The 23,241-nt window shown below is 63.3% G+C and carries 20 protein-coding genes; 15 read left to right on the top strand and 5 right to left on the bottom strand.

All coding sequences use genetic code 11. From position 1 onward, the window contains the following. Positions 1–74 precede the first annotated feature (74 nt). The 4 genes from PSEEN_RS27120 to phhA form a co-directional block, all read right to left on the bottom strand. The gene (locus PSEEN_RS27120; RefSeq protein WP_269446431.1) at positions 75–203 is read right to left on the bottom strand and encodes a hypothetical protein; all 129 of its coding nucleotides are present in this window, start codon (positions 201–203) and stop codon (positions 75–77) included. A 272-nt stretch (positions 204–475) separates the two neighbouring features. Further along, positions 476–1,672, bottom strand: a complete 1,197-nt coding sequence (locus PSEEN_RS17980) for an amino acid aminotransferase (protein WP_162042927.1) — start codon at positions 1,670–1,672, stop codon at positions 476–478. Continuing rightward, positions 1,669–2,025 carry a 4a-hydroxytetrahydrobiopterin dehydratase gene (locus PSEEN_RS17975; protein ID WP_011534975.1) on the bottom strand — a complete coding sequence of 119 codons (357 nt, stop codon included), beginning with the start codon at positions 2,023–2,025 and terminating at the stop codon, positions 1,669–1,671. Before PSEEN_RS17975 ends, PSEEN_RS17980 begins: the two co-directional genes overlap by 4 nt. A gap of 38 nt (positions 2,026–2,063) precedes the next feature. Then, complete coding sequence (phhA, locus tag PSEEN_RS17970) at positions 2,064–2,852, bottom strand: phenylalanine 4-monooxygenase (RefSeq protein ID WP_011534974.1); 789 nt, start codon at positions 2,850–2,852, stop codon at positions 2,064–2,066. Positions 2,853–3,107: 255 nt separating this feature from the next. Between phhA and PSEEN_RS17965 the strand changes: the two genes are divergently transcribed. Continuing rightward, entirely contained in the window at positions 3,108–4,667 is a 1,560-nt protein-coding gene (locus PSEEN_RS17965) for a sigma-54-dependent phenylalanine hydroxylase transcriptional regulator PhhR (RefSeq protein WP_011534973.1), read from the top strand. Between the two features lie 249 nt (positions 4,668–4,916). Here the strand turns inward: PSEEN_RS17965 and PSEEN_RS17960 are convergent, their stop codons facing one another. Continuing rightward, on the bottom strand, positions 4,917–5,171 hold the full coding sequence (locus PSEEN_RS17960) for a DUF2790 domain-containing protein (RefSeq protein WP_011534972.1): 255 nt from the start codon (positions 5,169–5,171) through the stop codon (positions 4,917–4,919). A 407-nt stretch (positions 5,172–5,578) separates the two neighbouring features. Between PSEEN_RS17960 and acs the strand changes: the two genes are divergently transcribed. The 14 genes from acs (at position 5,579) to alaS (ending at position 23,184) form a co-directional block, all read left to right on the top strand. Then, complete coding sequence (gene acs / locus PSEEN_RS17955) at positions 5,579–7,540, top strand: acetate--CoA ligase (protein ID WP_011534971.1); 1,962 nt, start codon at positions 5,579–5,581, stop codon at positions 7,538–7,540. A gap of 519 nt (positions 7,541–8,059) precedes the next feature. Continuing rightward, entirely contained in the window at positions 8,060–8,845 is a 786-nt protein-coding gene (locus PSEEN_RS17950) for an ABC transporter substrate-binding protein (protein WP_044488314.1), read from the top strand. Between the two features lie 91 nt (positions 8,846–8,936). Next, positions 8,937–9,626, top strand: coding sequence for an ABC transporter permease (locus PSEEN_RS17945; RefSeq protein ID WP_011534969.1), 690 nt, complete (start codon positions 8,937–8,939; stop codon positions 9,624–9,626). Continuing rightward, positions 9,623–10,321, top strand: a complete 699-nt coding sequence (locus PSEEN_RS17940) for an ABC transporter permease (protein ID WP_011534968.1) — start codon at positions 9,623–9,625, stop codon at positions 10,319–10,321. Before PSEEN_RS17945 ends, PSEEN_RS17940 begins: the two co-directional genes overlap by 4 nt. Positions 10,322–10,343: 22 nt before the next feature. Further along, a complete protein-coding gene (locus PSEEN_RS17935) occupies positions 10,344–11,108 on the top strand; it encodes an ABC transporter ATP-binding protein (RefSeq protein WP_011534967.1) in 765 nt (254 codons plus the stop codon). A 103-nt stretch (positions 11,109–11,211) separates the two neighbouring features. Further along, a complete protein-coding gene (gene argR / locus PSEEN_RS17930) occupies positions 11,212–12,192 on the top strand; it encodes a transcriptional regulator ArgR (RefSeq protein WP_011534966.1) in 981 nt (326 codons plus the stop codon). Between the two features lie 330 nt (positions 12,193–12,522). Continuing rightward, positions 12,523–13,743, top strand: a complete 1,221-nt coding sequence (locus PSEEN_RS17925) for an aspartate aminotransferase family protein (protein ID WP_011534965.1) — start codon at positions 12,523–12,525, stop codon at positions 13,741–13,743. 141 nt (positions 13,744–13,884) lie between these two features. Continuing rightward, positions 13,885–14,904, top strand: coding sequence for an arginine/ornithine succinyltransferase subunit alpha (aruF, locus tag PSEEN_RS17920; protein ID WP_011534964.1), 1,020 nt, complete (start codon positions 13,885–13,887; stop codon positions 14,902–14,904). Positions 14,905–14,959: 55 nt separating this feature from the next. After that, complete coding sequence (gene astA, locus PSEEN_RS17915) at positions 14,960–15,988, top strand: arginine N-succinyltransferase (protein WP_011534963.1); 1,029 nt, start codon at positions 14,960–14,962, stop codon at positions 15,986–15,988. Next, complete coding sequence (gene astD / locus PSEEN_RS17910; RefSeq protein WP_011534962.1) at positions 15,989–17,452, top strand: succinylglutamate-semialdehyde dehydrogenase; 1,464 nt, start codon at positions 15,989–15,991, stop codon at positions 17,450–17,452. A 23-nt stretch (positions 17,453–17,475) separates the two neighbouring features. After that, positions 17,476–18,825: an N-succinylarginine dihydrolase gene (gene astB / locus PSEEN_RS17905; protein ID WP_011534961.1), complete on the top strand. Its 1,350-nt coding sequence runs from the start codon at positions 17,476–17,478 to the stop codon at positions 18,823–18,825. Positions 18,826–18,840: 15 nt separating this feature from the next. Continuing rightward, the gene (locus PSEEN_RS17900) at positions 18,841–19,131 is read left to right on the top strand and encodes a hypothetical protein (RefSeq protein WP_011534960.1); all 291 of its coding nucleotides are present in this window, start codon (positions 18,841–18,843) and stop codon (positions 19,129–19,131) included. Between the two features lie 10 nt (positions 19,132–19,141). Further along, positions 19,142–20,149, top strand: a complete 1,008-nt coding sequence (gene astE, locus PSEEN_RS17895; RefSeq protein WP_044488312.1) for a succinylglutamate desuccinylase — start codon at positions 19,142–19,144, stop codon at positions 20,147–20,149. 410 nt (positions 20,150–20,559) lie between these two features. Beyond that, positions 20,560–23,184 (top strand): alanine--tRNA ligase, encoded by a 2,625-nt coding sequence (gene alaS, locus PSEEN_RS17890; RefSeq protein ID WP_011534959.1) that lies wholly within the window; start codon positions 20,560–20,562, stop codon positions 23,182–23,184. Positions 23,185–23,241 lie beyond the last annotated feature (57 nt).

The following is a 23,241-nucleotide window of genomic DNA, read 5'->3' as shown; positions in this document are numbered from 1 at the left end:
GGACGGTGTGAAAACGCGATGATGGGGTGATCCCGTGGGTCAGCCGTTTTCACACAGTCGGGTGGGGTGCGCGATTATTCCTGGTCGGCGCTGGATTGATCGTCGCCGTTCTGGTCGACGGCGGGCGTCGGTTCGGCGTGGGCGGCAACGGATTGCTCTTCGGGGTTCAGGCTTGGGAAGGGAAGATTCGGGATCTCATGCATCTCGTCGTTCCTCGCAAGTGTGAGTGAAAAGGCGGCGCGTCGGCGCGCGTGTGGCTTCGAAAAGCTCGGGCAGGATACAGCAGTCTGGATGACAGTTTGCGATTTTTGCCGGGCGTTGGTCGGTTTTTGTGGGCGATCAGCGCACCGCTGGCGTCGATGTGGCCAGCGCAAACCCCTGTAGGAGCGGCTTTAGCCGCGAGCCCCGGCAAGGCCGGGGCTGGCTCCGCGTCGCTTGCTTCGCGGCTGAAGCCGCTCCTACAGGTACCGCGATATCAGCGGCAGACGTCGGCGATGGCTGCTGCCAGCTGCTCCAGGCGTTGCGCGTCGGCCCCGGCGATGTTCGCTCGGCCTGTGCCGACCATGTACACGCTGTGCTTCTCACGCAGCAGGCGCACTTGCTCGGCGTTCAGCCCGGTGTAGGAGAACATCCCACGTTGCGCGGCGATGTGCGCGAAGCGCTCGGCCAGGCCATGGGGGGCCAGTGCCTTCACCAGGCCTTCGCGAAGTTCGGCGATGCGTTGGCGCATGGCGTTCACTTCCTCGACCCACAGGGCTTTGAGCGCTGGATCGCCGAGAATCTCGGCGACTACCGCCGCGCCGTGATCCGGCGGCGTCGACCACAGGTTGCGCGCAAGGAATGCCAGTTGGCTGCGCACATCCAGCAGTTTTTCCGCATCGTGGCTGCACACCAGCAGAGCGCCGGTGCGGTCGCGGTACAGGCCGAAGTTCTTCGAGCAGGAGCTGGTGATCAGCAGTTCCGGCAGTTCGGTGGCAAACAGGCGCACTGCCCAGGCGTCTTCTTCCAGGCCGTCACCGAAGCCCTGGTAGGCGAAGTCGATCAATGGCAGCAGGTTGCGCCGCTTGACGATGTCGAGCACCGCACGCCAGTCGTCCTGGCCCAGATCGAAACCGGTCGGGTTGTGGCAGCAGGCGTGCAGCAGCACCACGTCGCCTTCCGGTGCCTGCTCCAGTGCGGCGAGCATGCCAGCGACGTTCAGGCGATTGTCCTTGCCCACGTAGGGGTAGTGGGACACCTTGAGCCCGGCACCGGCGAAGATCGTCTCGTGGATTGGCCAGGTCGGGTCGCTCAGCCAGACCCCGCGGCCGGGCAGGCAGTGGGCGATGAACTCCGCCGCCAGGCGCAGGGCGCCGGTGCCGCCAGGGGTCTGGGTGGCGCCAGCGCGCCGGCTGGCCAGCAACGGCGAGTCGCTGCCCAGCACCAGTTCGCTGACCAGGCGTCCGAACGCCGCGTCACCATGGCCACCGACGTAGCTCTTGGTGGCCTGCCGCTCGACCAGGCGCTGCTCGGCCTGTTTGACCGCGGCAGGGATCGGCGTCAGGCCCTGGGCATCCTTGAACACGCCGACGCCCAAATCGAACTTCGCCGGGTTGGCGTCGCGGGCGTAGGCCTCCATCAGCCCCAGGATCGGGTCGCCGGGGACCCGACCGATGGCCGCGAAGTGCATCACTTGCGCCCTTCGGCAGTCTTGGCGACCTCGTCGGTGCGCGCGCACATGATGAAGTCGTTGCGGTGCAGGCCCTTGATCGAGTGGCTCCACCAGGTCACGGTGACCTTGCCCCACTCGGTCAGCAGGCCCGGGTGGTGGCCTTCGGCTTCGGCGATTTCGCCGATGGCGTTGGTGAAGGCCAGGGCGTGCTTGAAGTTCTTGAACAGGAATACGCGCTCGAGCTCCATGTGGCCGTCGCGGACTTCGATGTTCCAGTCCGGGATCTGCAGGATCAGTTCCGCCAGTTCGTCGTCGGAGACTTTTGGTGCATCGGCGCGGCAGGCTTCGCAGTGGGCTTGGTTCAAGGCATTCATGGGTGTTTTCCGATTTGAGTTGTTATCGACAGGGGCGCTCAGGCAGCGACCTTGGGTGGAAACTTCGGTGCGTGCAGGCCCAGCTGCATGGCCTGGTGGACCATGGCCATGATGTCTTCGTGGGCCAGGTCGAACAGGCGCTTCATGTTCGGCAGGACGAAGTACAGGGGCTGCAGGATATCGATGCGGTACGGCGTGCGCATGGCTTCGATCGGGTCGAAGGCCTGGTGCTCAGGCTCGTTGGACAGGCTGTAGACGGTCTCTTTCGGCGAGGAGAGGATGCCGCCGCCGTAGATCTTGCGACCTTGCGCGGTCTCCATCAGGCCGAACTCGATGGTCATCCAGTACAGGCGTGCGAGGTAGACGCGTTGTTCCTTGGTCGCCGCCAGGCCCAGCTTGCCGTAGGTGTGGGTGAACTCGGCGAAGAAGGGGTTGGTCAGCAGCGGGCAGTGGCCGAAGATCTCGTGGAAGATGTCAGGCTCCTGCAGGTAGTCCAGTTCTTCCGGGGTGCGGATGAAGGTGGCGACCGGGAAGCGCTTGCTGGCCAGCAGTTCGAAGAAGGTCTGGAAGGGGATCAGCGCCGGTACGCGGGCGACCTGCCAACCGGTGGTAGCGCCGAGCACCTTGTTGACTTCGCCGAGCTGGGGGATGCGGTCATGGGGCAGCTTGAGCTGCTCGATGCCGTCCAGGTACTCCTGGCACGCCCGACCTTCGATCACTTTCAGCTGGCGGGTGATCAGGGTGTTCCACACCGCATGCTCTTGCTGCGGGTAGTCGATAAAACCGTGCGCATCGGGCTCGCGTGCCACGTATTGCGTCTGTTTCATGTGGCTCTCCTGGTGAGGGCTTTCTTGTTATGTGCAGGACATACCTTAGGAATATCCCGCTCTTGAGCCCTTTGCACGGGGTGGCAAGGCAGTTTTCGTGATCCGCTCATCCAGGTTTTGTAACGATAATTTTACAAAATGACCATAGTGCCGGAAAATCACGGGCATCGAGCTGGCCTTGGGGTCGATTTTGTCAGCTTATCTTTACGACTTTTCCGCGTGCCAGGAAAAAACCTGGCCGCTTCGAGAGCTTTCATGCGTATCAAAGTGCATTGCCAGAACCGCATCGGCATCCTGCGGGACATCCTCAACCTGCTGGTGGAGTACGGCATCAACGTGTTGCGCGGCGAGGTGGGGGGCGATCATGGCAATGCCATTTATCTGCATTGCCCGAACTTGATCAATCTGCAGTTCCAGGCGTTGCGGCCGAAGTTCGAATCGATCGCCGGGGTTTTCGGGGTCAAGCGTGTGGGGTTGATGCCCAGCGAGCGTCGACACATGGAGCTCAACGCGCTGCTGGGGGCGCTGGACTTCCCGGTGCTGTCGATCGACATGGGTGGCAGCATCGTCGCCGCCAACCGTGGCGCGGCGCAGTTGCTCGGAGTGCGAGTGGACGAGGTGCCCGGCATTCCGTTGTCGCGCTATGTCGAGGACTTCGACCTGCCGGAGCTGATACGGGCCAACAAGTCGCGGATCAATGGCCTGCGGATCAAGGTCAAGGGGGATGTGTTCCTCGCCGATATCGCACCGTTGCAGTCCGAGCATGACGACAGCGAGGCCTTGGCGGGGGCGGTGATCACCTTGCACCGCGCCGACCGTATCGGCGAGCGCATCTACAACGTGCGCAAGCAGGAGCTGCGCGGGTTCGACAGTATCTTCCAAAGCTCGCGGGTAATGGCGGCGGTGGTGCGCGAGGCGCGACGCATGGCGCCGCTGGATGCGCCGCTGCTGATCGAGGGCGAGACCGGTACCGGCAAGGAACTGCTGGCGCGCGCCTGCCACCTGGCCAGTCCGCGCGGCCAGGCACCACTGATGGCGCTCAACTGTGCTGGCCTGCCGGAGTCGATGGCCGAGACCGAGCTGTTCGGCTACGGGCCGGGGGCGTTCGAGGGCGCGCGGGCCGAGGGTAAGCTTGGGCTGCTGGAGCTGACTGCGGGTGGCACGCTGTTCCTTGATGGGGTGGGGGAAATGAGCCCGCGGTTGCAGGTCAAGCTGTTGCGCTTCCTGCAGGATGGCTGTTTCCGCCGGGTCGGCAGCGACGAGGAGGTGTACCTGGACGTACGGGTAATCTGTGCGACTCAGGTTGATCTGTCCGAGCTGTGTGCCCGTGGCGAGTTTCGCCAGGACCTCTATCACCGCCTCAACGTGCTGTCGCTGCACATCCCACCGCTGCGCGAATGCATGGATGGCCTGGAAGGGCTGGTGCAGCATTTCCTCGACCAGGCCAGCCGGCAGATCGGCTGCCCGCTGCCGCATTTGGCGACCTCGGCGATGGATAAACTCAGCCAGTACCACTGGCCGGGTAATGTGCGCCAACTGGAGAACGTGTTGTTCCAGGCTGTTTCACTGTGCGAGGGCGGGGTGGTGAAGAGCGAACATATTCGTTTGCCGGACTATGGCGCGCGCCAGCCGTTGGGGGAGTTCTCCCTGGAAGGCGAACTTTCGCAGATTGTCGGGCGGTTTGAAAAAGCGGTACTGGAAAGTCTGATGAGTGAATTCCCAAGTAGCCGGGCGCTGGGGAAAAGATTGGGGGTTTCGCATACGACGATTGCCAACAAGTTGCGGGATTATTCGTTGAGCAAGTCGGTTGAGTGAGTGTGGAAAGTTTTAGCGTTCGATAGCAATCGCGGGGGCAGTTGTCTTCCAGCCTGATCGAGAGCTGCGCCTGTCCCTGTGGGAGCGGCCTTGTGTCGCGAAAGGGTCGCAAGGCGGCCCCGGCGATCTTTGTTCACTACTGAAACTCTGGGGCCGCTACGCAGCCTTTTCGCGACACAAGGCCGCTCCCACAGGGGCCGCGCAAGGCTTGAGGTTGGCGCGGTCGGAGTGGGAGCGGGCTTGAGTGGATCAGCCGTTGGAGCAGCCGTTCCCCATCACGCGGTATTCGAGAATGTGCTTCTGGCCCTTGGAGTCTTCATAGGTCATGCGGGCGGGCACTACTTCGCAGACATTCGGTACTTCGCTCATGGAAAGAACGCGGGCGATGTCCAGGTGCTGCGAGTAACTGTACTGTTCAACCGGAATCTGCTCGACATCTTTTGCTTCGCCGGCCAGTGCCGCGCCGCAAAAACCGCCAAGTGCCAATACCAGTAAAGCTTTCATTTTCCATTTACCTGTCTAAGGTCGTGAGGGGGCACGCGACGCTTGTGGCGCCGCGAGTACAACAAGTTTTAACTATCAGGATGAGGTGCGGATTAACGTTGCCTTCGTGGGGGGCTGTTACCAAGTTAATCGCGTTGCCGTTGCTGGCGAGGTGAATTCTAGGAGTGCGCTTGGGGCTGAAACAGAGGGGGTTTTGATAAAGTCTTTTGACAGAATCTGTAACAATCCCGTGGAAAACTACCCGGCTCCACTGCCTGGATGGTGCCGTGCCCCGGCTTAGAGCGGCCGCGCTAGGAGGGTGGGTTTTCCTTCCGTCACGTTACTACCAACGTCGAATGGTCTTTGCCGCTCTGGTACAGTTACAAACGGTTCCATACAAAAACAACTATTACACCGAGGTAACACAGATGAGTGCGGCTCCACTGTATCCCGTTCGTCCCGAGGTTGCGGCCAGTACCCTGACCGACGAGGCCACCTACAAGGCCATGTACCAGCAATCGGTGATCAACCCGGACGGCTTCTGGCGCGAGCAGGCCCAGCGTCTGGACTGGATCAAGCCCTTCACCAAGGTCAAGCAGACCTCGTTCGACGACCACCATGTCGATATCAAGTGGTTCGCCGACGGCACTCTGAACGTTTCCTACAACTGCCTGGACCGCCACCTTGCCGAGCGCGGTGACCAGGTCGCCATCATCTGGGAGGGCGACGATCCTTCCGAGCACCGCAACATCACCTACCGCGAGCTCCACGAGCAGGTCTGCAAGTTCGCCAACGCCCTGCGTGGCCAGGACGTGCACCGTGGCGACGTGGTGACCATCTACATGCCGATGATCCCCGAGGCCGTGGTCGCCATGCTGGCCTGCGCCCGCATCGGCGCGATCCACTCGGTGGTGTTCGGTGGCTTCTCACCGGAAGCACTGGCCGGGCGCATCATCGACTGCAAGTCGAAAGTGGTGATCACTGCCGACGAAGGTGTGCGCGGTGGGCGTCGCACCCCGCTCAAGGCCAACGTCGACCTGGCCCTGACCAACCCTGAAACCAGCAGCGTGCAGAAGATCATCGTGTGCAAGCGCACCGGTGGCGACATCGCCTGGCACCAGCACCGCGACATCTGGTACGAAGACCTGATGAAGGTCGCCTCCAGCCACTGCGCGCCGAAAGAGATGGGCGCGGAAGAAGCGCTGTTCATCCTTTATACCTCCGGTTCGACCGGCAAGCCGAAGGGCGTGCTGCACACCACCGGCGGCTACCTGGTCTACGCCGCGCTGACTCATGAGCGCGTGTTCGACTACCGTCCGGGCGAGGTCTACTGGTGCACCGCCGACGTGGGCTGGGTCACCGGGCACAGCTATATCGTCTACGGCCCGCTGGCCAATGGTGCGGCCACGCTGCTGTTCGAGGGCGTGCCGAACTATCCGGACATCACTCGCGTGTCGAAGATCGTCGACAAGCACAAGGTCAATATCCTCTACACCGCGCCAACTGCTATTCGCGCCATGATGGCCGAGGGCGAGGCGGCGGTGGCCGGTGCCGATGGCTCCAGCCTGCGCCTGCTGGGTTCGGTGGGCGAGCCGATCAACCCCGAGGCCTGGAACTGGTACTACAAGACCGTCGGCAAGCAGCGCTGCCCGATCGTCGATACCTGGTGGCAGACCGAGACCGGTGGCGTGCTGATCAGCCCGCTGCCGGGCGCCACCGCGCTGAAACCGGGCTCGGCAACCCGTCCGTTCTTCGGTGTGGTACCGGCGCTGGTGGACAACCTGGGCAACCTGATCGAAGGTGCCGCCGAGGGCAACCTGGTGATCCTCGACTCCTGGCCGGGTCAGTCGCGTTCGCTGTACGGCGACCACGACCGTTTCGTCGACACCTACTTCAAGACCTTCCGCGGCATGTACTTCACCGGTGACGGTGCCCGTCGCGACGAAGACGGCTACTACTGGATCACCGGCCGCGTGGACGACGTACTCAACGTATCCGGGCACCGCATGGGGACCGCCGAGATCGAGAGCGCCATGGTGGCGCACGCGAAAGTCGCCGAGGCGGCGGTGGTGGGTGTGCCGCACGACATCAAGGGGCAGGGTATCTATGTCTATGTCACCCTCAATGCTGGTGAGGAACCGAGCGAGCAGCTGCGTCTGGAGCTGAAGAACTGGGTGCGCAAGGAGATCGGTCCGATCGCCTCGCCGGATGTGATCCAGTGGGCGCCCGGCTTGCCGAAGACCCGCTCGGGCAAGATCATGCGCCGCATCCTGCGTAAGATCGCCACCGCCGAATACGATGCGCTGGGTGATATCTCGACGCTGGCCGATCCGGGTGTGGTGCAGCACCTGATCGACACCCACAAGGCGATGAACCTGGCGTCGGCCTGAGGAATGTTCGCCGGCAAGGCCGGCTCCTACAGGTTCGATATAAAGCCCCGCCGAGCAATCGGCGGGGCTTTTGCTTTAATGAACAGACTGTTACTCCGACATTCATCGGTAACCATGGCTGTCACCGCTTGTGCGCGAAAGCGGGGCTTGCGGGAACATTCATGTGCGATCCTGGTGCGTTTCTGCGAGCATTTCGTGCATCGCGGCACGCTGCACTTGCCGAGCTACAAGGGTTTGCCAATAATGGGCCCGCTTATTGCTTGGGGTATAGGTTATTTTTCTTTTTGCTCTTGCATAATCCGCAGGAGCTGTCAATATCGCCCGCCGCGGTTCCTGGCGCTTCTGTAACTAGTTGTCGCTTTGAAGAAATATCGACTACCGGGCTGTCGCTAAAATGCCATTCACTCGCTCGTGGTCTGCGACCTTGGTCGAACCCTGCGCGGCTCGCGTTGTACCCATTCGCATATCGGGCAGCCGTTACAACTGCCTTGTATTGCCCCGTACCGATGGAGTTACCTGATGAAGAAGCTCGCACTGCTTGGCGCCCTGGCGCTTTCCGTGTTTTCCCTGGTATCGCACGCCGATGAGAAACCGTTGAAGATCGGTATCGAAGCCGCCTACCCACCGTTCGCCTTCAAGCAACCCGACGGCAGCATCGCCGGCTTCGACTACGACATCGGCAATGCCCTGTGCGAAGAGATGAAAGCGAAGTGCACCTGGGTCGAGCAGGAGTTCGACGGCCTGATTCCGGCGCTGAAAGTGCGCAAGATCGACGCCATCCTGTCGTCCATGTCGATCACTGACGATCGCAAGAAATCGGTCGATTTCAGCAAGCGCTACTACCTGACACCGGCCCGCCTGGTCATGAAGGAAGGCACCACCGTCAGCGAAAGCCTGGACGAGCTCAAGGGCAAGAAGATCGGCGTGCAGCGCGGTTCGATCCACGACCGCTTCGCCAAGGAAGTCCTGGCACCGAAGGGCGCCACCGTCGTGCCTTACGGCACCCAGAACGAAATCTACCTGGACGTCGCCGCTGGCCGCCTCGACGGCACCGTGGCCGATGCCACCCTGCTGGAAGACGGTTTCCTGAAAACCGACGCTGGCAAGGGCTTCGCCTTCGTCGGCCCTTCGTTCACCGACGTGAAGTACTTCGGTGATGGCGTGGGCATCGCCGTGCGCAAGGGCGACAAGGAAAACGCCGACCGCATCAATGCGGCCATCGACGCTATCCGTGCCAACGGCAAGTACAAGCAGATCGAAGCCAAGTACTTCAACTTCGACATCTACGGCCCTGATTCGAAGTAAGCCGTCGAGTTTCACCTGTGCAATGGTGCAAACAGCAGAATCGCTGAGGTTTGCACCATTTTTCATTCCCAAGCCCTGAGGAATCCGAATCATGTTGAAAGGCTATGGGGCAGTCATCCTCGACGGGGCGTGGCTGACGCTGCAGCTCGCCCTGTCGTCGATGGCCCTGGCCATCGTCCTCGGCCTTGTCGGTGTGGCGCTGCGCTTGTCGCCGGTCCGCTGGCTGGCCTGGCTGGGTGACCTGTACTCCACGGTGATCCGTGGCATCCCCGACCTGGTGCTGATCCTGCTGATCTTCTACGGCGGCCAGGACCTCCTCAACCGGGTGGCGCCGCTGCTCGGCTATGACGACTACATCGACCTGAACCCGCTGGTTGCCGGTATCGGCACCCTGGGCTTCATCTTCGGTGCCTACCTGTCGGAAACCTTCCGCGGCGCCTTCCTGGGGATCCCCAAGGGGCAGGCCGAGGCGGGCGCGGCCTACGGCATGAGCGGTGTTCAGGTGTTCTTCCGCATCATGGTGCCGCAGATGATCCGCCTGGCGATCCCGGGTTTCACCAACAACTGGCTGGTGTTGACCAAGGCGACCGCGCTGATCTCGGTGGTCGGCCTGCAGGACATGATGTTCAAGGCCAAGCAGGCGGCGGATGCCACCCGCGAACCCTTCACCTTCTTCCTGGCGGTGGCGGCGCTGTACCTGGTACTCACCAGTGTCTCGCTGCTGGCGTTGCGGTATCTCGAGAAGCGCTACTCGGTGGGCGTCAAGGCGGCTGAACTATGATCTTCGACTACAACGTCATCTGGGACGCCATGCCGCTGTACCTCGGCGGCTTGCTGACCACCCTCAAGCTGCTGGCGCTGTCGCTGTTCTTCGGCCTGCTGGCGGCCATCCCGCTGGGCCTTATGCGGGTGTCGAAACAGCCGCTGGTGAACATGACCGCCTGGCTGTACACCTACGTGATCCGTGGCACCCCGATGCTGGTGCAGCTGTTCCTGATCTACTACGGCCTGGCCCAGTTCGAGGCGGTGCGCGAAAGCTTCCTGTGGCCATGGCTGTCCAGCGCGACCTTCTGTGCCTGCCTGGCCTTCGCCATCAATACCAGCGCCTATACTGCCGAGATCATCGCAGGCAGCCTCAAGGCCACGCCCCATGGCGAGATCGAGGCGGCCAAGGCTATCGGCATGTCCCGCATGAAGATGTACCGCCGCATCCTGTTGCCTTCCGCGCTGCGCCGCGCCCTGCCGCAGTACAGCAACGAAGTGATCATGATGCTGCAGACCACCAGCCTGGCGTCGATCGTCACCCTGATCGACATCACCGGCGCCGCGCGCACGGTCAACGCCCAGTTCTACCTGCCTTTCGAGGCCTACATCACGGCGGGCGTGTTCTACCTGTGCCTGACCTTCATTCTCGTGCGCCTGTTCAAGTTGGCCGAACGCCGCTGGCTCGGCTACCTGGCGCCGCGCAAGCACTGACCGCTCTGTGAGATCCGACAGCATGTACAAACTCCAAATCCAAGACCTGCACAAGCGCTACGGCAGCCATGAGGTGCTCAAGGGCGTCTCCCTCGAAGCCAAGGCAGGCGACGTGATCAGCATCATCGGCTCCAGTGGTTCGGGCAAATCCACTTTCCTGCGCTGCATCAACCTGCTGGAGCAGCCGCACGCGGGCAAGATCCTGCTCAACAACGAAGAGCTGAAGCTGGTGGCGGGCAAGGACGGCGCGCTCAAGGCCGCCGACCCGAAGCAGCTGCAGCGCATGCGCTCGCGCCTGTCGATGGTATTCCAGCACTTCAACCTGTGGTCGCACATGACCGCGCTGGAGAACGTCATCGAGGCGCCGGTGCATGTGCTGGGCGTGAACAAGAAAGAAGCGCTGGAGAAGGCCGAGCATTACCTGGCCAAGGTCGGCGTAGCGCATCGCAAGGATGCTTTCCCCGGCCATATGTCCGGTGGTGAGCAGCAGCGTGTGGCGATCGCCCGTGCCCTGGCCATGGAGCCTGAGGTGATGCTGTTCGACGAACCTACCTCGGCACTGGACCCGGAGCTGGTGGGCGATGTGCTCAAGGTCATGCAGTCGCTGGCCCAGGAAGGCCGCACCATGGTCGTGGTCACCCATGAAATGGGCTTCGCCCGCGAGGTTTCCAATCAGCTGGTGTTCCTGCACAAAGGCCTGGTGGAAGAGCGCGGCTGTCCGCGTGAAGTGCTGGTCAATCCGCAATCGGAGCGGCTCAAGCAGTTCCTCTCCGGCAGCCTGAAGTAAACGCTGCACTTTTGCACCAGAATGGGGCATGCTGCGCAACGCACGCAGCATGCCTCGGCGCCACAAGCGCGACCCCTCCTTTCCAGGTTTCGGACCACGCCCTATGACCACCCAGCGAATCGGCTTTCTCATCTGGCCCAGCACCCGGCCGCTGACCCTGGCATTGGCCGAGGAAGTGTTGCGGGTGGCGCAGCGGGTGCATCCGGACGTGGTCTACGAACTGGCCTTCCTTCAGGCCGAGGCCGGCCAGGACGGCGCCTGGCGCCTGCCGGGCGAGCCGTGGAGCGGTCGGCTGGAGGGGTGCCACAAGCTGTTCCTGCTGGCCGATGAACCGCCAGCTGCGGTCGGTTCCACGCTGTCGAGCGCGCTCAAGCAACTGGCCCGTAGTGGTTGCATGATCGGTGGTTTGTCCGCGGGCGTGTACCCACTGGCGGCGCTGGGGCTGCTCGACGGTTACCGGGCGGCGGTGCACTGGCGTTGGCAGGATGATTTCGCCGAGCGCTTCCCTAAGGTGATTGCCACCAGCCACCTGTTCGACTGGGATCGGGATCGCCTGACCGCTTGCGGCGGCATGGCGGTGACCGACCTGCTGCTGGCAGTGCTGGCGCGCGATCATGGCGCGGAGCTGGCGGGGGCGGTGTCGGAAGAGCTGGTGGTCGAACGCATTCGTGAAGGTGGCGAGCGCCAGCGCATCCCCCTGCAGAATCGCCTGGGCTCCAGTCATCCGAAGCTCACCCAGGCGGTGCTGCTGATGGAGGCCAACATCGAAGAGCCGCTGACCACCGACGAGATCGCCCAGCATGTGTGCGTGTCCCGTCGCCAGTTGGAGCGGATCTTCAAGCAGTACCTCAACCGCGTTCCCAGCCAGTACTACCTGGAACTGCGCCTGAACAAGGCGCGGCAGATGCTGATGCAAACCAGCAAGTCGATCATCCAGATCGGCTTGTCGTGCGGGTTCTCTTCCGGGCCGCATTTCTCCAGTGCGTATCGCAACTTCTTTGGCGCAACACCCCGTGAAGATCGCAACCAGCGGCGCAGCAGCAGCCCGTTCGAGCTGAGTTCGGCGCCGGCGGAGAAGGGCTGAGCCTTTCGCCGGCGAGGCCCGGCCCTTCGCCGGCAAGGCCGGCTCCTACGGGGCGTAAGTCAAGCGCTAGGTGTAGGAGCCGGCCTTGCCGGCGAAGAGGCCGGAACAACCTGCCTCTTCTATAAAGTGAACACCCGTTCACCATACCTTTCTCTCCCGTTACACTGCGCTATTGCGACACTGTTTGTCGCATTGCCGAAAACCCTGCCAAAACTGGGTTTTGCGCTGTAACAAGTTGTCGCCTGGCAGCAAGGACAGGCGCCGATCAGTCCTTACAATCCCCTCATCGCTCGCCACTTCCAGGCCAGCGTTCCTCTTCAGGAGACTCAGATGTCCGTTGAGCAAGCCCCGGTGCAACGTGCCGATTTCGACCAGGTCATGGTGCCGAACTACTCCCCCGCGGCGTTCATTCCCGTGCGCGGCGAGGGCTCCCGCGTCTGGGACCAGTCGGGTCGCGAGCTGATCGACTTCGCCGGCGGCATCGCCGTGAACGCCCTGGGTCACTGCCATCCGGCGCTGGTCAAGGCGTTGACCGAGCAGGCCAATACGCTATGGCACGTCTCCAACGTCTTCACCAACGAGCCGGCCCTGCGCCTGGCGCACAAGCTGGTGGACGCGACCTTCGCCGAGCGCGCCTTCTTCTGCAACTCCGGCGCGGAATCGAACGAAGCCGCCTTCAAGCTGGCCCGTCGCGTCGCCCACGACCGCTTCGGCCCCGAGAAGCACGAAATCATTGCTACCGTGAACAGCTTCCACGGTCGCACCCTGTTCACCGTCAGCGTTGGCGGCCAGCCCAAGTACTCCGACGGTTTCGGCCCGAAGATCACTGGCATCAGCCACGTCCCGTACAACGACCTGGAAGCGCTCAGGGCACAGATCTCGGACAAGACCTGCGCCGTGGTCATCGAACCGATCCAGGGCGAGAGTGGCGTGGTCCCGGCTGACAAAGCCTACCTCGAAGGCGCGCGCAAGCTGTGCGACGAGCACAATGCCCTGCTGATCTTCGACGAAGTGCAGACCGGCGTCGGCCGCACCGGTTCGCTGTACGCCTACCAGCACTACGGCGTGACGCCGGACATCCTGACCAGCGCCAAGAGCCTGGGCGGCGGTTTCCCGATCGGCGCCATGCTGACCACCACCGACATCGCCAAGCACCTGGCAGTCGGCACCCATGGCACCACCTACGGCGGCAACCCCCTGGGCTGCGCCGTGGCCTGCGCCGTACTGGACGTGGTCAACACCCCGGAAACCCTGGCAGGCATCAAAGCCAAGCATGAGCGTTTCAAGACCCGCCTGGAGGCGATCGGCCAGGAAACCGGCTTGTTCACCCTGGTGCGCGGCGTCGGCCTGCTGATCGGCTGCGTGCTGAGCGATGCCTGGAAAGGCAAGGCCAAGGACATCCTCAACGCCGCCGAGAAAGAAGGCGTGATGGTCCTGCAGGCCGGCCCGGACGTGGTGCGCTTCGCCCCGAGCCTGGTGGTCGAGGATGCCGACATCGATGAAGGCCTGGCTCGCTTCGAGCGCGCCGTGCGCAAACTGACTCAGGGCTGAGCCCTCGGTCTGTTCGCCGGCCCTGAGCGGGGCCGGCGATACCTGAATTTCAGTGCGGGCACCTGCTTGCAGGTAGTGGCGCGTGCCCGCCGTTTTTCCGTGCCGATGTGATCGGCGCGCTTTCCTGAAAGGAGTGACACCATGCTGGTGATGCGCCCCGCACAAATGGCGGATCTGAACGAAGTGCAGCGCATGGCTGCCGACAGCCCCATTGGTGTCACCTCGCTGCCGGACGATGCCAGCCGCTTGGGCGACAAGATCGCCGCGTCGGAAACCTCCTTCGCCGCCGAAGTCAGTTTCAATGGCGAGGAGAGCTATTTCTTCGTGCTCGAGGACAGCACCACCGGCAAGCTGGTCGGTTGCTCGGCCATTGTCGCCTCGGCCGGTTACTCCGAGCCGTTCTACAGTTTTCGCAACGAGACCTTCGTGCACGCCTCGCGCGAGCTGAAGATCCACAACAAGATCCACGTCCTGTCGTTGTGCCACGACCTGACCGGCAACAGCCTGCTGACCAGTTTCTATGTGGTGCCGGAGCTGGTCAGCAGTGCCTTCGCTGAGCTCAACTCGCGCGGTCGCCTGCTGTTCATGGCCGCCCACCCCGAGCGTTTCGCCGAGTCGGTGGTGACCGAAATCGTCGGCTATAGCGACGAGCAGGGCGAATCGCCGTTCTGGGATGCCATCGGCCGCAACTTCTTCGACCTCAACTATGCCGACGCCGAGCGCCTGTGCGGCCTGAAGAGCCGCACCTTCCTCGCCGAGCTGATGCCGCACTACCCGATCTACGTGCCGCTGCTGCCCGATGCGGCGCAGGAGGCCATGGGCCAGGTTCATCCGCGTGCGCAGATCACCTTCGACATCCTCATGCGCGAAGGCTTCGAGACCGAGCACTACATCGACATCTTCGACGGCGGGCCAACCCTGCATGCGCGTACCTCGGGCATCCGCTCCATCGCCCAGAGCCGCGTGGTGCCGGTCAAGCTCGACGACGCCCCGATCAAGGGCGGGCGCCCGTACCTGGTGTGCAATGGCCAGTTGCAGGATTACCGCGCGGTGCTGCTGGAGCTGGACTGGGTGCCGGGCAAACCGGTCAGCCTGAACAGTCAAGCCGCCGAGGCCCTGGGTGTCGGCGACGGTGCCAGCGTGCGCCTGGTCGCGGTCTGAAACGCCGGAACAGAGAGTTTCGCGGCAGGCACAGACCGCCGCACAAGGAGATAGCATGATCGTTCGTCCTGTACGCAGCAGCGATTTACCCGCGCTGATCGAGTTGGCCCGCAGCACCGGCACCACCGGGCTGACCACGCTTCCCGCCAACGAGGAACGCCTCGGCCAGCGTGTCGGCTGGGCCGAGAAAAGCTTCCGTGGCGAAGCCGAGCGCGGCGACACCGACTACCTGTTCGTGCTGGAGAACGACGAGGGCCTGGTGGTCGGCATCAGTGCCATCGCCGGTGCCGTCGGCCTGCGTGAGCCCTGGTACAACTACCGGGTCGGGCTGACCGTCAGTGCCTCGCAGGAGCTGAACATCTACCGCGAGATCCCCACGCTGTTCCTGGCCAACGACCTGACCGGCAACTCCGAGCTGTGCTCGCTGTTCCTGCGTGGTGATTACCGCACCGGCCTCAATGGCCGTCTGCTGTCGAAGGCGCGCATGCTGTTCATCGCCGAGTTCCCCCAGCTGTTCGGCAACAAGATCATCGCCGAGATGCGCGGCATGTCCGACGAGCAGGGCCGCTCGCCGTTCTGGGAAAGCCTGGGCCGGCACTTCTTCAAGATGGAGTTCAGCCAGGCCGACTACCTCACCGGCGTGGGCAACAAATCGTTCATCGCCGAGCTGATGCCCAGGTTCCCGCTGTACACCTGCTTCCTGTCGCAAGCTGCACGTGATGTGATCGGCCGCGTGCACAGCGACACCGAGCCTGCGTTGGCCATGCTCAAGCGCGAAGGCTTCAATTACCAGGGCTACGTCGACATCTTCGACGCAGGCCCGGCCATCGAGTGCGAGACCTCGAAAATCCGCGCCGTGCGCGACAGCGAGACCCTGGTGCTGGCCGTGGGCACGCCGGGCGACGACGCCACCCCCTACATCATCCATAACCGCAAGCGCGAAGACTGCCGTATCACCGCAGCGCCCGCACGTCTGGCGGCCGGCACCCTTGTGGTCGATCCGCAAACCGCCAGGCGCCTGCGCCTGGGTGCTGGCGACAACGTGCGCGCGGTACCGCTGTCCGCCGGCCGGGAGGCTCAATAAATGACCACGCATTACATCGCCGGCCAATGGCTGGCCGGCCAGGGTGAAGCCCTGCAATCGCTCAATCCCGTTACCCAGGCCGTGGTCTGGACTGGGCAGGGTGCCGACGCAGGCCAGGTCGAGGCTGCCGTGCAGGCCGCCCGCCAGGCGTTCCCCGGCTGGGCGTCGTTGAGCCTGGAGGCGCGGATCGGTGTGCTGGAAGCCTTTGCCGGCAAGCTCAAGGCCCGCGCCGAAGAGCTGGCGCACTGCATCGGTGAAGAAACCGGCAAGCCGCTGTGGGAGTCGGCCACCGAAGTGACCAGCATGGTCAACAAGGTCGCCATCTCGGTGCAGAGCTACCGTGAGCGCACTGGTGAGAAGAGTGGCCCGCTGGCGGACGCCACCGCCGTGCTGCGCCACAAGCCCCACGGCGTGGTTGCGGTGTTCGGCCCGTACAACTTCCCAGGCCACCTGCCTAATGGCCATATCGTTCCGGCGTTGCTGGCCGGCAACTGTGTGGTCTTCAAGCCCAGTGAGCTGACCCCTAAGGTCGCCGAGCTGACGGTGCAATGCTGGGTCGAGGCCGGCTTGCCTGCCGGTGTGCTCAACCTGGTCCAGGGCGCACGTGAAACTGGCGTGGCGCTGGCGGCCAACCCAGGCATCGACGGTTTGTTCTTCACCGGTTCCAGCCGTACCGGCAACCTCCTGCATCAACAATTCGCTGGCCGCCCGGACAAGATCCTCGCCCTGGAAATGGGCGGCAACAACCCGCTGGTGGTCGATGAGGTCAAGGACCTGGACGCCGCGGTGTACACCATCATCCAGTCGGCCTTCATCTCCGCCGGCCAGCGCTGCACCTGTGCCCGTCGCCTGCTGGTGCCGCAAGGTGCCTGGGGTGATTCGCTCATCCAGCGCCTGGTCGATGTCAGCCGCAGCATCAGTGTCGGCGCGTTCGATCAGCAGCCTGCCCCGTTCATGGGCTCGGTGATCTCGCTGCAGGCCGCGCGCGCGCTGCTGGCGGCCCAGGCCGAACTGCTCGGCAAGGGCGCGGTGGCGTTGCTGGAAATGACCCAGCCACAGGCCGATGCCGCCTTGCTCACCCCGGGCATCATCGATGTCACCGCCGTGGCTGGGCGCCCGGATGAAGAATTCTTCGGCCCGCTGTTGCAGGTGATCCGCTACGCCGACTTCGACGCAGCGATCGAAGAGGCCAACAACACCCAGTACGGCCTGGCCGCTGGCTTGTTGTCTGATTCCAACGCCCGTTACCAGCACTTCTGGCTGCGCAGCCGCGCCGGCATCGTCAACTGGAACAAGCAGCTGACCGGCGCCGCCAGCAGTGCGCCGTTCGGTGGCGTCGGTGCCAGCGGCAACCACCGCGCCAGTGCCTATTACGCGGCGGACTACTGCGCCTACCCCGTGGCTTCGCTGGAGACCGCGAGCCTTGCACTGCCGGCGACCCTGACGCCGGGCGTCACCCTATAACAACAGGTCTCGGAGCCTTGCCGATGAAATCCTTTGAAGTGAATTTTGATGGCCTGGTGGGGCCGACCCACAACTACGGCGGCCTGTCGTACGGCAACGTAGCCTCGCAGAGCAACAGCCAGCAGGGGTCCAACCCGCGCGAAGCGGCGCGTCAGGGCCTGGCGAAGATGAAGGCCCTGATGGAGATGGGCTTCAAGCAGGGCGTGCTGGCCCCGCAGGAGCGTCCGGACATCGCCGCGTTGCGCCGCCTGGGCTTCACCGGCAGCGATGCCGAAGTGATCCAGCGTGCCGCGAAAGACGCCATGCCGTTGCTGGTCGCCAGTTGCTCGGCGTCGAGCATGTGGGTGGCCAACGCCGCCACCGTCAGCCCGAGTGCCGACACCGCCGATGGTCGCGTGCACTTCACCGCTGCCAACCTCAATTGCAAGTATCATCGCAGCATCGAGCACCCGACCACCAGCCGTGTACTGGGTGCCATGTTCAGCGATGAAAAGGTCTTTGCCCACCATGAAGCGCTGCCGGCCGTGGCGCAATTCGGTGACGAGGGCGCGGCCAACCACACCCGTTTCTGCCGCGCCTATGGCGAGGCTGGTGTCGAGTTCTTCGTCTATGGCCGCAGCGCCTTCGACAGCCGCTATCCCGCGCCGCAGAAGTATCCGGCGCGCCAGACCCTGGAGGCCTCGCAGGCCGTCGCCCGCCTGCATGGGCTGAGCGATGATGGCGTGGTCTACGCTCAACAGAACCCGGCGGTGATCGACCAGGGCGTGTTCCACAACGACGTGATCTCGGTGGGTAACGGCGAGGTGCTGTTCTACCACGAGGATGCCTTCCTCGAGACCGACGCGGTGCTTGGCCAACTGCAGGCTAAACTGGCCAGCAAGGGCGGCAACTTCAAGGGCATCTGCGTGCCGCGCGCGGCGGTGACGGTGGAGGACGCGGTGCGTTCCTACCTGTTCAACAGCCAGCTGCTCAGCCGCGAGGACGGTTCGATGCTGCTGGTGGTGCCGGAAGAGTGCCGTAACAATGAGCGTGTCTGGACGTACCTGGGCCAGCTCACCAGCCAGGGCGGCCCGGTGAAGGAGGTCAAGGTATTCGACCTCAAGCAGAGCATGCAGAACGGTGGCGGCCCGGCTTGCCTGCGCCTGCGTGTGGCGTTGAAGGAAAACGAACTGGCGGCGGTCAATCCAGGCGTTATCATGACCGCCTCGCTGTACGACACCTTGGTGCAGTGGGTCGACAAGCACTACCGCGATCGCCTCGGCGAGGCGGACCTGGCCGACCCGCAGCTGCTGGTGGAATGCCGTACGGCACTGGATGAGCTGACCCAGATCCTGAAACTGGGCTCGGTCTATCCGTTCCAACGCCAACCTTGATAGAGAGAAATAGCAATGTCCGACGCCCTGCGCCTGATCCTGGAAGATGAAGACGGCACCCAGCTGGAAACCTCCTGCACCCGTTTTGCCGTGGTCTGGCAAGGCAAGGAAGTGTGGATCCAGCAGGACGGCCGTGGCCAGCTGCTGATCGGCGTCGATGTCGAGGAAGACGACACTGAGTACGCCAACCTGCTGCTGCGCCCGATGGCCACCAACCTGGTTAGCCTGCAGCTGGAAATGGAACCGGCCGACGTCGCCGGTGACGATGATCACGTCCATGGCCCGGACTGCGGCCACCACCACTAAGGAAGCGCCTATGCTTGCCCTTGGCAAACTGCTTGAGCTGACCCTGACCGGTCACGAACCGGCCGAGAAGACCCAAGTGACCACCAGGGGCGTGCGTCTGCGCTGGCTGGGGGAGGGCGCGCTGGAAGTGCGCCCGCCCGAAGGCGAGGATTGCGGGCTCGACCTGCTGCTGTCGGCAGGTATCCATGGCAACGAGACAGCGCCGATCGAGTTGCTCGAGTTGTTGCTGCACGGTATCGCCAACGGCGAGATAAAGCCCCGTGCGCGGGTACTGTTCCTGTTCGGCAACCCGGCGGCGATTCGCAAGGGCGAGCGCTTCATCGAGCAGGACATCAACCGCCTGTTCAATGGTCGCCACGAACTCTCCAGTGGCTTCGAGGCACTGCGTGCCGCGGAGCTCGAGCAGTTCGCCCGGGTATTCTTCAGCAAGCCTGAGCGCACTCGCCTGCATTACGACCTGCATACCGCCATTCGCGGGTCCAAGATCGAGCAGTTCGCGCTTTATCCGTACAAGGACGGTCGCAAGCACTCACGCCGTGAGTTGGCGCGACTGGCTGCGGCCGGAATGGAGGCGGTGTTGCTGCAGAGCAAGTCGTCGATCACCTTCAGTGCGTTCACCTACGAGCAGCTGGATGCCGAAGCCTTCACCCTGGAGCTAGGCAAGGCCCGTCCGTTCGGCCAGAACCAGCAGGTCAACCTGAGCCGTCTGAAAGCCCGCCTGGTCCAGATCATCGAAGGTTCGGAGCCTGCGAGTGAAGAAACCCTGGATGGCCTGCAACTGTTCAGCGTCGCGCGCGAAATCATCAAGCACAGCGACAGCTTCCACCTGCACCTGCCGGCAGACATCGAGAACTTCTCCGAGCTGAGCAAGGGCTACTTGCTGGCCGAGGACCTGGCCGAGATGCGCTGGGTCGTCGAAGAGGAGGGCGCGCGGATCATCTTCCCCAACCCCAAGGTGAAGAACGGGCTGCGTGCCGGCATCCTGATTGTGCCGGACTCGGGCCAGCGCCTGGCCTGACACCAACCTTGTGTAGGAGCGGCTTCAGCCACGATGCAGGCGACGCGGTGCCAGGCACCCGCTTCGCGGGTGATCGCGGCTAAAGCCGCTCCTACAGAGGCCGCCCCAGAGGTTTGTACAAAGCCCGGTGGAATGGCTCGGTTTTGGATCCCTTCACGGATGAAACTCTTTTCATCCACCCTCCATTCCATTTTCCTCCCACCTGCGCCGTAATTGGCTTGCCAGTAGCGAAACGCTGGCGATAGCATCGCGGTCATGCCGTTTTCTATTGCTTTAGCCCTGCAAACCGTCCAATCGACGGTTTCTATCGCATAAACACACTGCACCGAGACTGCAGGACCGATATAATGCGGCCCTTTGCCGTCGTTTCGTCGATTCGACGTGTGGCCGCCGTTTCCGTGGAAGAACCTATGAAAAGCGCAGAAATCCGTGAAGCCTTCCTCCGCTTCTTCGAAGAGCAGGGACATACTCGCGTTGCCTCCAGCTCCCTGATCCCGGGCAATGACCCGACCCTGCTGTTCACCAACGCCGGCATGAACCAGTTCAAGGACTGCTTCCTCGGCCAGGAAAAGCGCGCCTACACCCGCGCCGTGAGCAGCCAGAAGTGCGTGCGCGCCGGTGGCAAGCACAACGACCTGGAAAACGTCGGCTACACCGCCCGCCACCACACCTTCTTCGAGATGCTGGGCAACTTCAGCTTCGGCGACTATTTCAAGCGCGATGCCATCACCTTCGCCTGGAACTTCCTGACTTCGGACAAGTGGCTGAACCTGCCGAAAGAAAAACTGTGGGTCACCGTCTACGCCAGCGATGACGAAGCCTACGACATCTGGACCCAGGAAGTCGGCGTGCCGGCCGAGCGCATGGTGCGCATCGGCGACAACAAAGGCGCCCCGTACGCCTCCGACAACTTCTGGACCATGGGCGACACTGGCCCGTGCGGTCCGTGCACCGAGATCTTCTACGACCACGGCCCGGACATCTGGGGCGGCCCACCCGGCTCGCCGGAAGAAGACGGTGACCGCTACATCGAGATCTGGAACAACGTCTTCATGCAGTTCAACCGCACCGCCGATGGCGTCCTGCACCCGCTGCCGGCCCCGTCGGTGGATACCGGCATGGGCCTGGAGCGCATCAGTGCGGTGATGCAGCACGTGCACTCGAACTACGAGATCGACCTGTTCCAGAGCCTGCTGGCCGCCGCCGCCGAAGCCATCGGTTGCAGCAACGACGAGCAGCCATCGCTGAAAGTGGTCGCCGACCACATCCGTTCCTGCGGCTTCCTGATCGCCGACGGTGTGCTGCCCTCGAACGAAGGCCGTGGCTATGTGCTGCGCCGCATCATTCGCCGCGCCTGCCGCCACGGCAACAAACTGGGTGCCAAGGGCAGCTTCTTCCACAAGATCGTCGCCGCGCTGGTCACGGAAATGGGCGAAGCCTTCCCTGAGCTCAAAGGCCAGCAGGCGCATATCGAGCGCGTGCTCAAGACTGAAGAAGAGCAATTCGCCAAGACGCTGGAGCAAGGCCTGCGCATCCTCGAGCAGGACCTGGCCCAACTGCAGGGCAAGGTCGTCCCGGGCGACGTGGTGTTCAAGCTGTACGACACCTACGGCTTCCCCATGGACCTGACCGGCGATATCGCCCGCGAGCGCGAGCTGACCATCGACGAAGCCGGCTTCGAGCGCGAGATGGAAGCCCAGCGTGAGCGTGCTCGCTCCGCCAGCGCCTTCGGCATGGACTACAACAGCCTGGTCAAGGTCGACACTGCCACCGACTTCCTCGGCTATGACACTACCGAAGGCCAAGGCAAGGTCATCGCTCTGTACAAGGACGGCCAGTCGGTCGAGCAACTGACAGAAGGCGAGGAGGGTGTCGTTGTCCTCGATCGCACCCCGTTCTACGCCGAGTCCGGCGGCCAGGTGGGTGACTCCGGCTACCTGCAGGCTGGTGCCGCGCGCTTCGATGTGCGCGACACCACCAAGACCGGTGGCGCCTTCCTGCACCACGGCGTGATCGCCAGCGGCGCGCTGACTGTCGGCGCCACTGTTGATGCTCGCGTCGATGCCGATGTGCAGCACGCCACCTCGCTGAACCACTCCGCCACCCACCTGCTGCACGAAGCGCTGCGCCAGGTGCTGGGTGAGCACGTTCAGCAGAAAGGCTCGCTGGTCGACAGCCAGCGCCTGCGTTTCGACTTCAGCCACTTCGAGGCGGTCAAGCCGGAGCAGATCAAGGCCCTGGAGGACATCGTCAACCGCGAAGTGCGTCGCAACACCGAGGTGCAGACCGAGCTGACTGACATCGAAACCGCCAAGGCCAAAGGCGCCATGGCGTTGTTTGGTGAGAAGTATGGCGATACCGTGCGCGTGCTGAGCATGGGCGGTGACTTCTCCGTCGAGCTGTGCGGTGGCATCCACGCCAAGCGCACCGGCGACATCAGCCTGTTCAAGATCATCAGCGAAGGCGGTGTGGCCTCTGGCGTGCGCCGTATCGAAGCGATCACCGGCGCCGCCGCGCTGGCCTACCTGAACGCTGCCGAAGAGCAGGTCAAGGAAGCCGCGCAACTGGTCAAGGGCAATCGCGACAACCTGATCGACAAGCTGTCGGCTGTGCTCGAGCGCAACCGCCAGCTGGAAAAGCAGCTCGAGCAGCTGCAGGCCAAGGCCGCCAGCGCCGCCGGGGACGATCTCTCCAATGCGGCCGTTGAGGTCAAGGGTGCCAAGGTCCTCGCCGCCCGCCTGGATGGGCAGGACGGCAAGGCCCTGCTGGCGCTCGTCGATCAACTGAAGAACAAGCTCGGCCACGCAGTGATCCTGTTGGGCAGCGAGCATGAGGGCAAGGTCGTGCTGGTGGCTGGCGTGACCAAGGACCTCTCCGGCCAACTCAAGGCTGGCGACCTGATGAAACAAGCTGCCGCGGTGGTAGGCGGCAAGGGCGGTGGTCGTCCGGACATGGCCCAGGGTGGTGGCGTCGACGTCGCCTCGCTGGACCAGGCCCTGGCCCTCGCCGTGCCGTTCGCCGAGCAGGGACTTTGAGATGAAGGGGCCGGTGGTCTAGTCACCGGCCTCTTCATGTTGGATTGTTTTTTGGGG

The sequence above is a fragment of the Pseudomonas entomophila L48 genome (assembly GCF_000026105.1).
In the GTDB taxonomy this organism is placed as follows: domain Bacteria; phylum Pseudomonadota; class Gammaproteobacteria; order Pseudomonadales; family Pseudomonadaceae; genus Aquipseudomonas; species Aquipseudomonas entomophila.
This window is presented reverse-complemented; position numbering and strand designations above follow the sequence as displayed.

Bases quoted from the DNA above. Each gene is read 5' to 3' on its own strand.
- astE (WP_044488312.1), top strand. From the start codon at position 19,142: ATGCTTGCCCTTGGCAAACTGCTTGAGCTGACCCTGACCGGTCACGAA.
- PSEEN_RS17900 (WP_011534960.1), top strand. From the start codon at position 18,841: ATGTCCGACGCCCTGCGCCTGATCCTGGAAGATGAAGACGGCACCCAG.
- PSEEN_RS17940 (WP_011534968.1), top strand. From the start codon at position 9,623: ATGATCTTCGACTACAACGTCATCTGGGACGCCATGCCGCTGTACCTC.
- PSEEN_RS17945 (WP_011534969.1), top strand. From the start codon at position 8,937: ATGTTGAAAGGCTATGGGGCAGTCATCCTCGACGGGGCGTGGCTGACG.
- astA (WP_011534963.1), top strand. From the start codon at position 14,960: ATGATCGTTCGTCCTGTACGCAGCAGCGATTTACCCGCGCTGATCGAG.
- PSEEN_RS27120 (WP_269446431.1), bottom strand. From the start codon at position 203: ATGCATGAGATCCCGAATCTTCCCTTCCCAAGCCTGAACCCCGAAGAG.
- PSEEN_RS17975 (WP_011534975.1), bottom strand. From the start codon at position 2,025: ATGAATGCCTTGAACCAAGCCCACTGCGAAGCCTGCCGCGCCGATGCA.
- astB (WP_011534961.1), top strand. From the start codon at position 17,476: ATGAAATCCTTTGAAGTGAATTTTGATGGCCTGGTGGGGCCGACCCAC.
- aruF (WP_011534964.1), top strand. From the start codon at position 13,885: ATGCTGGTGATGCGCCCCGCACAAATGGCGGATCTGAACGAAGTGCAG.
- astD (WP_011534962.1), top strand. From the start codon at position 15,989: ATGACCACGCATTACATCGCCGGCCAATGGCTGGCCGGCCAGGGTGAA.
- PSEEN_RS17950 (WP_044488314.1), top strand. From the start codon at position 8,060: ATGAAGAAGCTCGCACTGCTTGGCGCCCTGGCGCTTTCCGTGTTTTCC.
- alaS (WP_011534959.1), top strand. From the start codon at position 20,560: ATGAAAAGCGCAGAAATCCGTGAAGCCTTCCTCCGCTTCTTCGAAGAG.
- acs (WP_011534971.1), top strand. From the start codon at position 5,579: ATGAGTGCGGCTCCACTGTATCCCGTTCGTCCCGAGGTTGCGGCCAGT.
- PSEEN_RS17935 (WP_011534967.1), top strand. From the start codon at position 10,344: ATGTACAAACTCCAAATCCAAGACCTGCACAAGCGCTACGGCAGCCAT.
- PSEEN_RS17960 (WP_011534972.1), bottom strand. From the start codon at position 5,171: ATGAAAGCTTTACTGGTATTGGCACTTGGCGGTTTTTGCGGCGCGGCA.
- argR (WP_011534966.1), top strand. From the start codon at position 11,212: ATGACCACCCAGCGAATCGGCTTTCTCATCTGGCCCAGCACCCGGCCG.
- PSEEN_RS17925 (WP_011534965.1), top strand. From the start codon at position 12,523: ATGTCCGTTGAGCAAGCCCCGGTGCAACGTGCCGATTTCGACCAGGTC.
- PSEEN_RS17965 (WP_011534973.1), top strand. From the start codon at position 3,108: ATGCGTATCAAAGTGCATTGCCAGAACCGCATCGGCATCCTGCGGGAC.
- phhA (WP_011534974.1), bottom strand. From the start codon at position 2,852: ATGAAACAGACGCAATACGTGGCACGCGAGCCCGATGCGCACGGTTTT.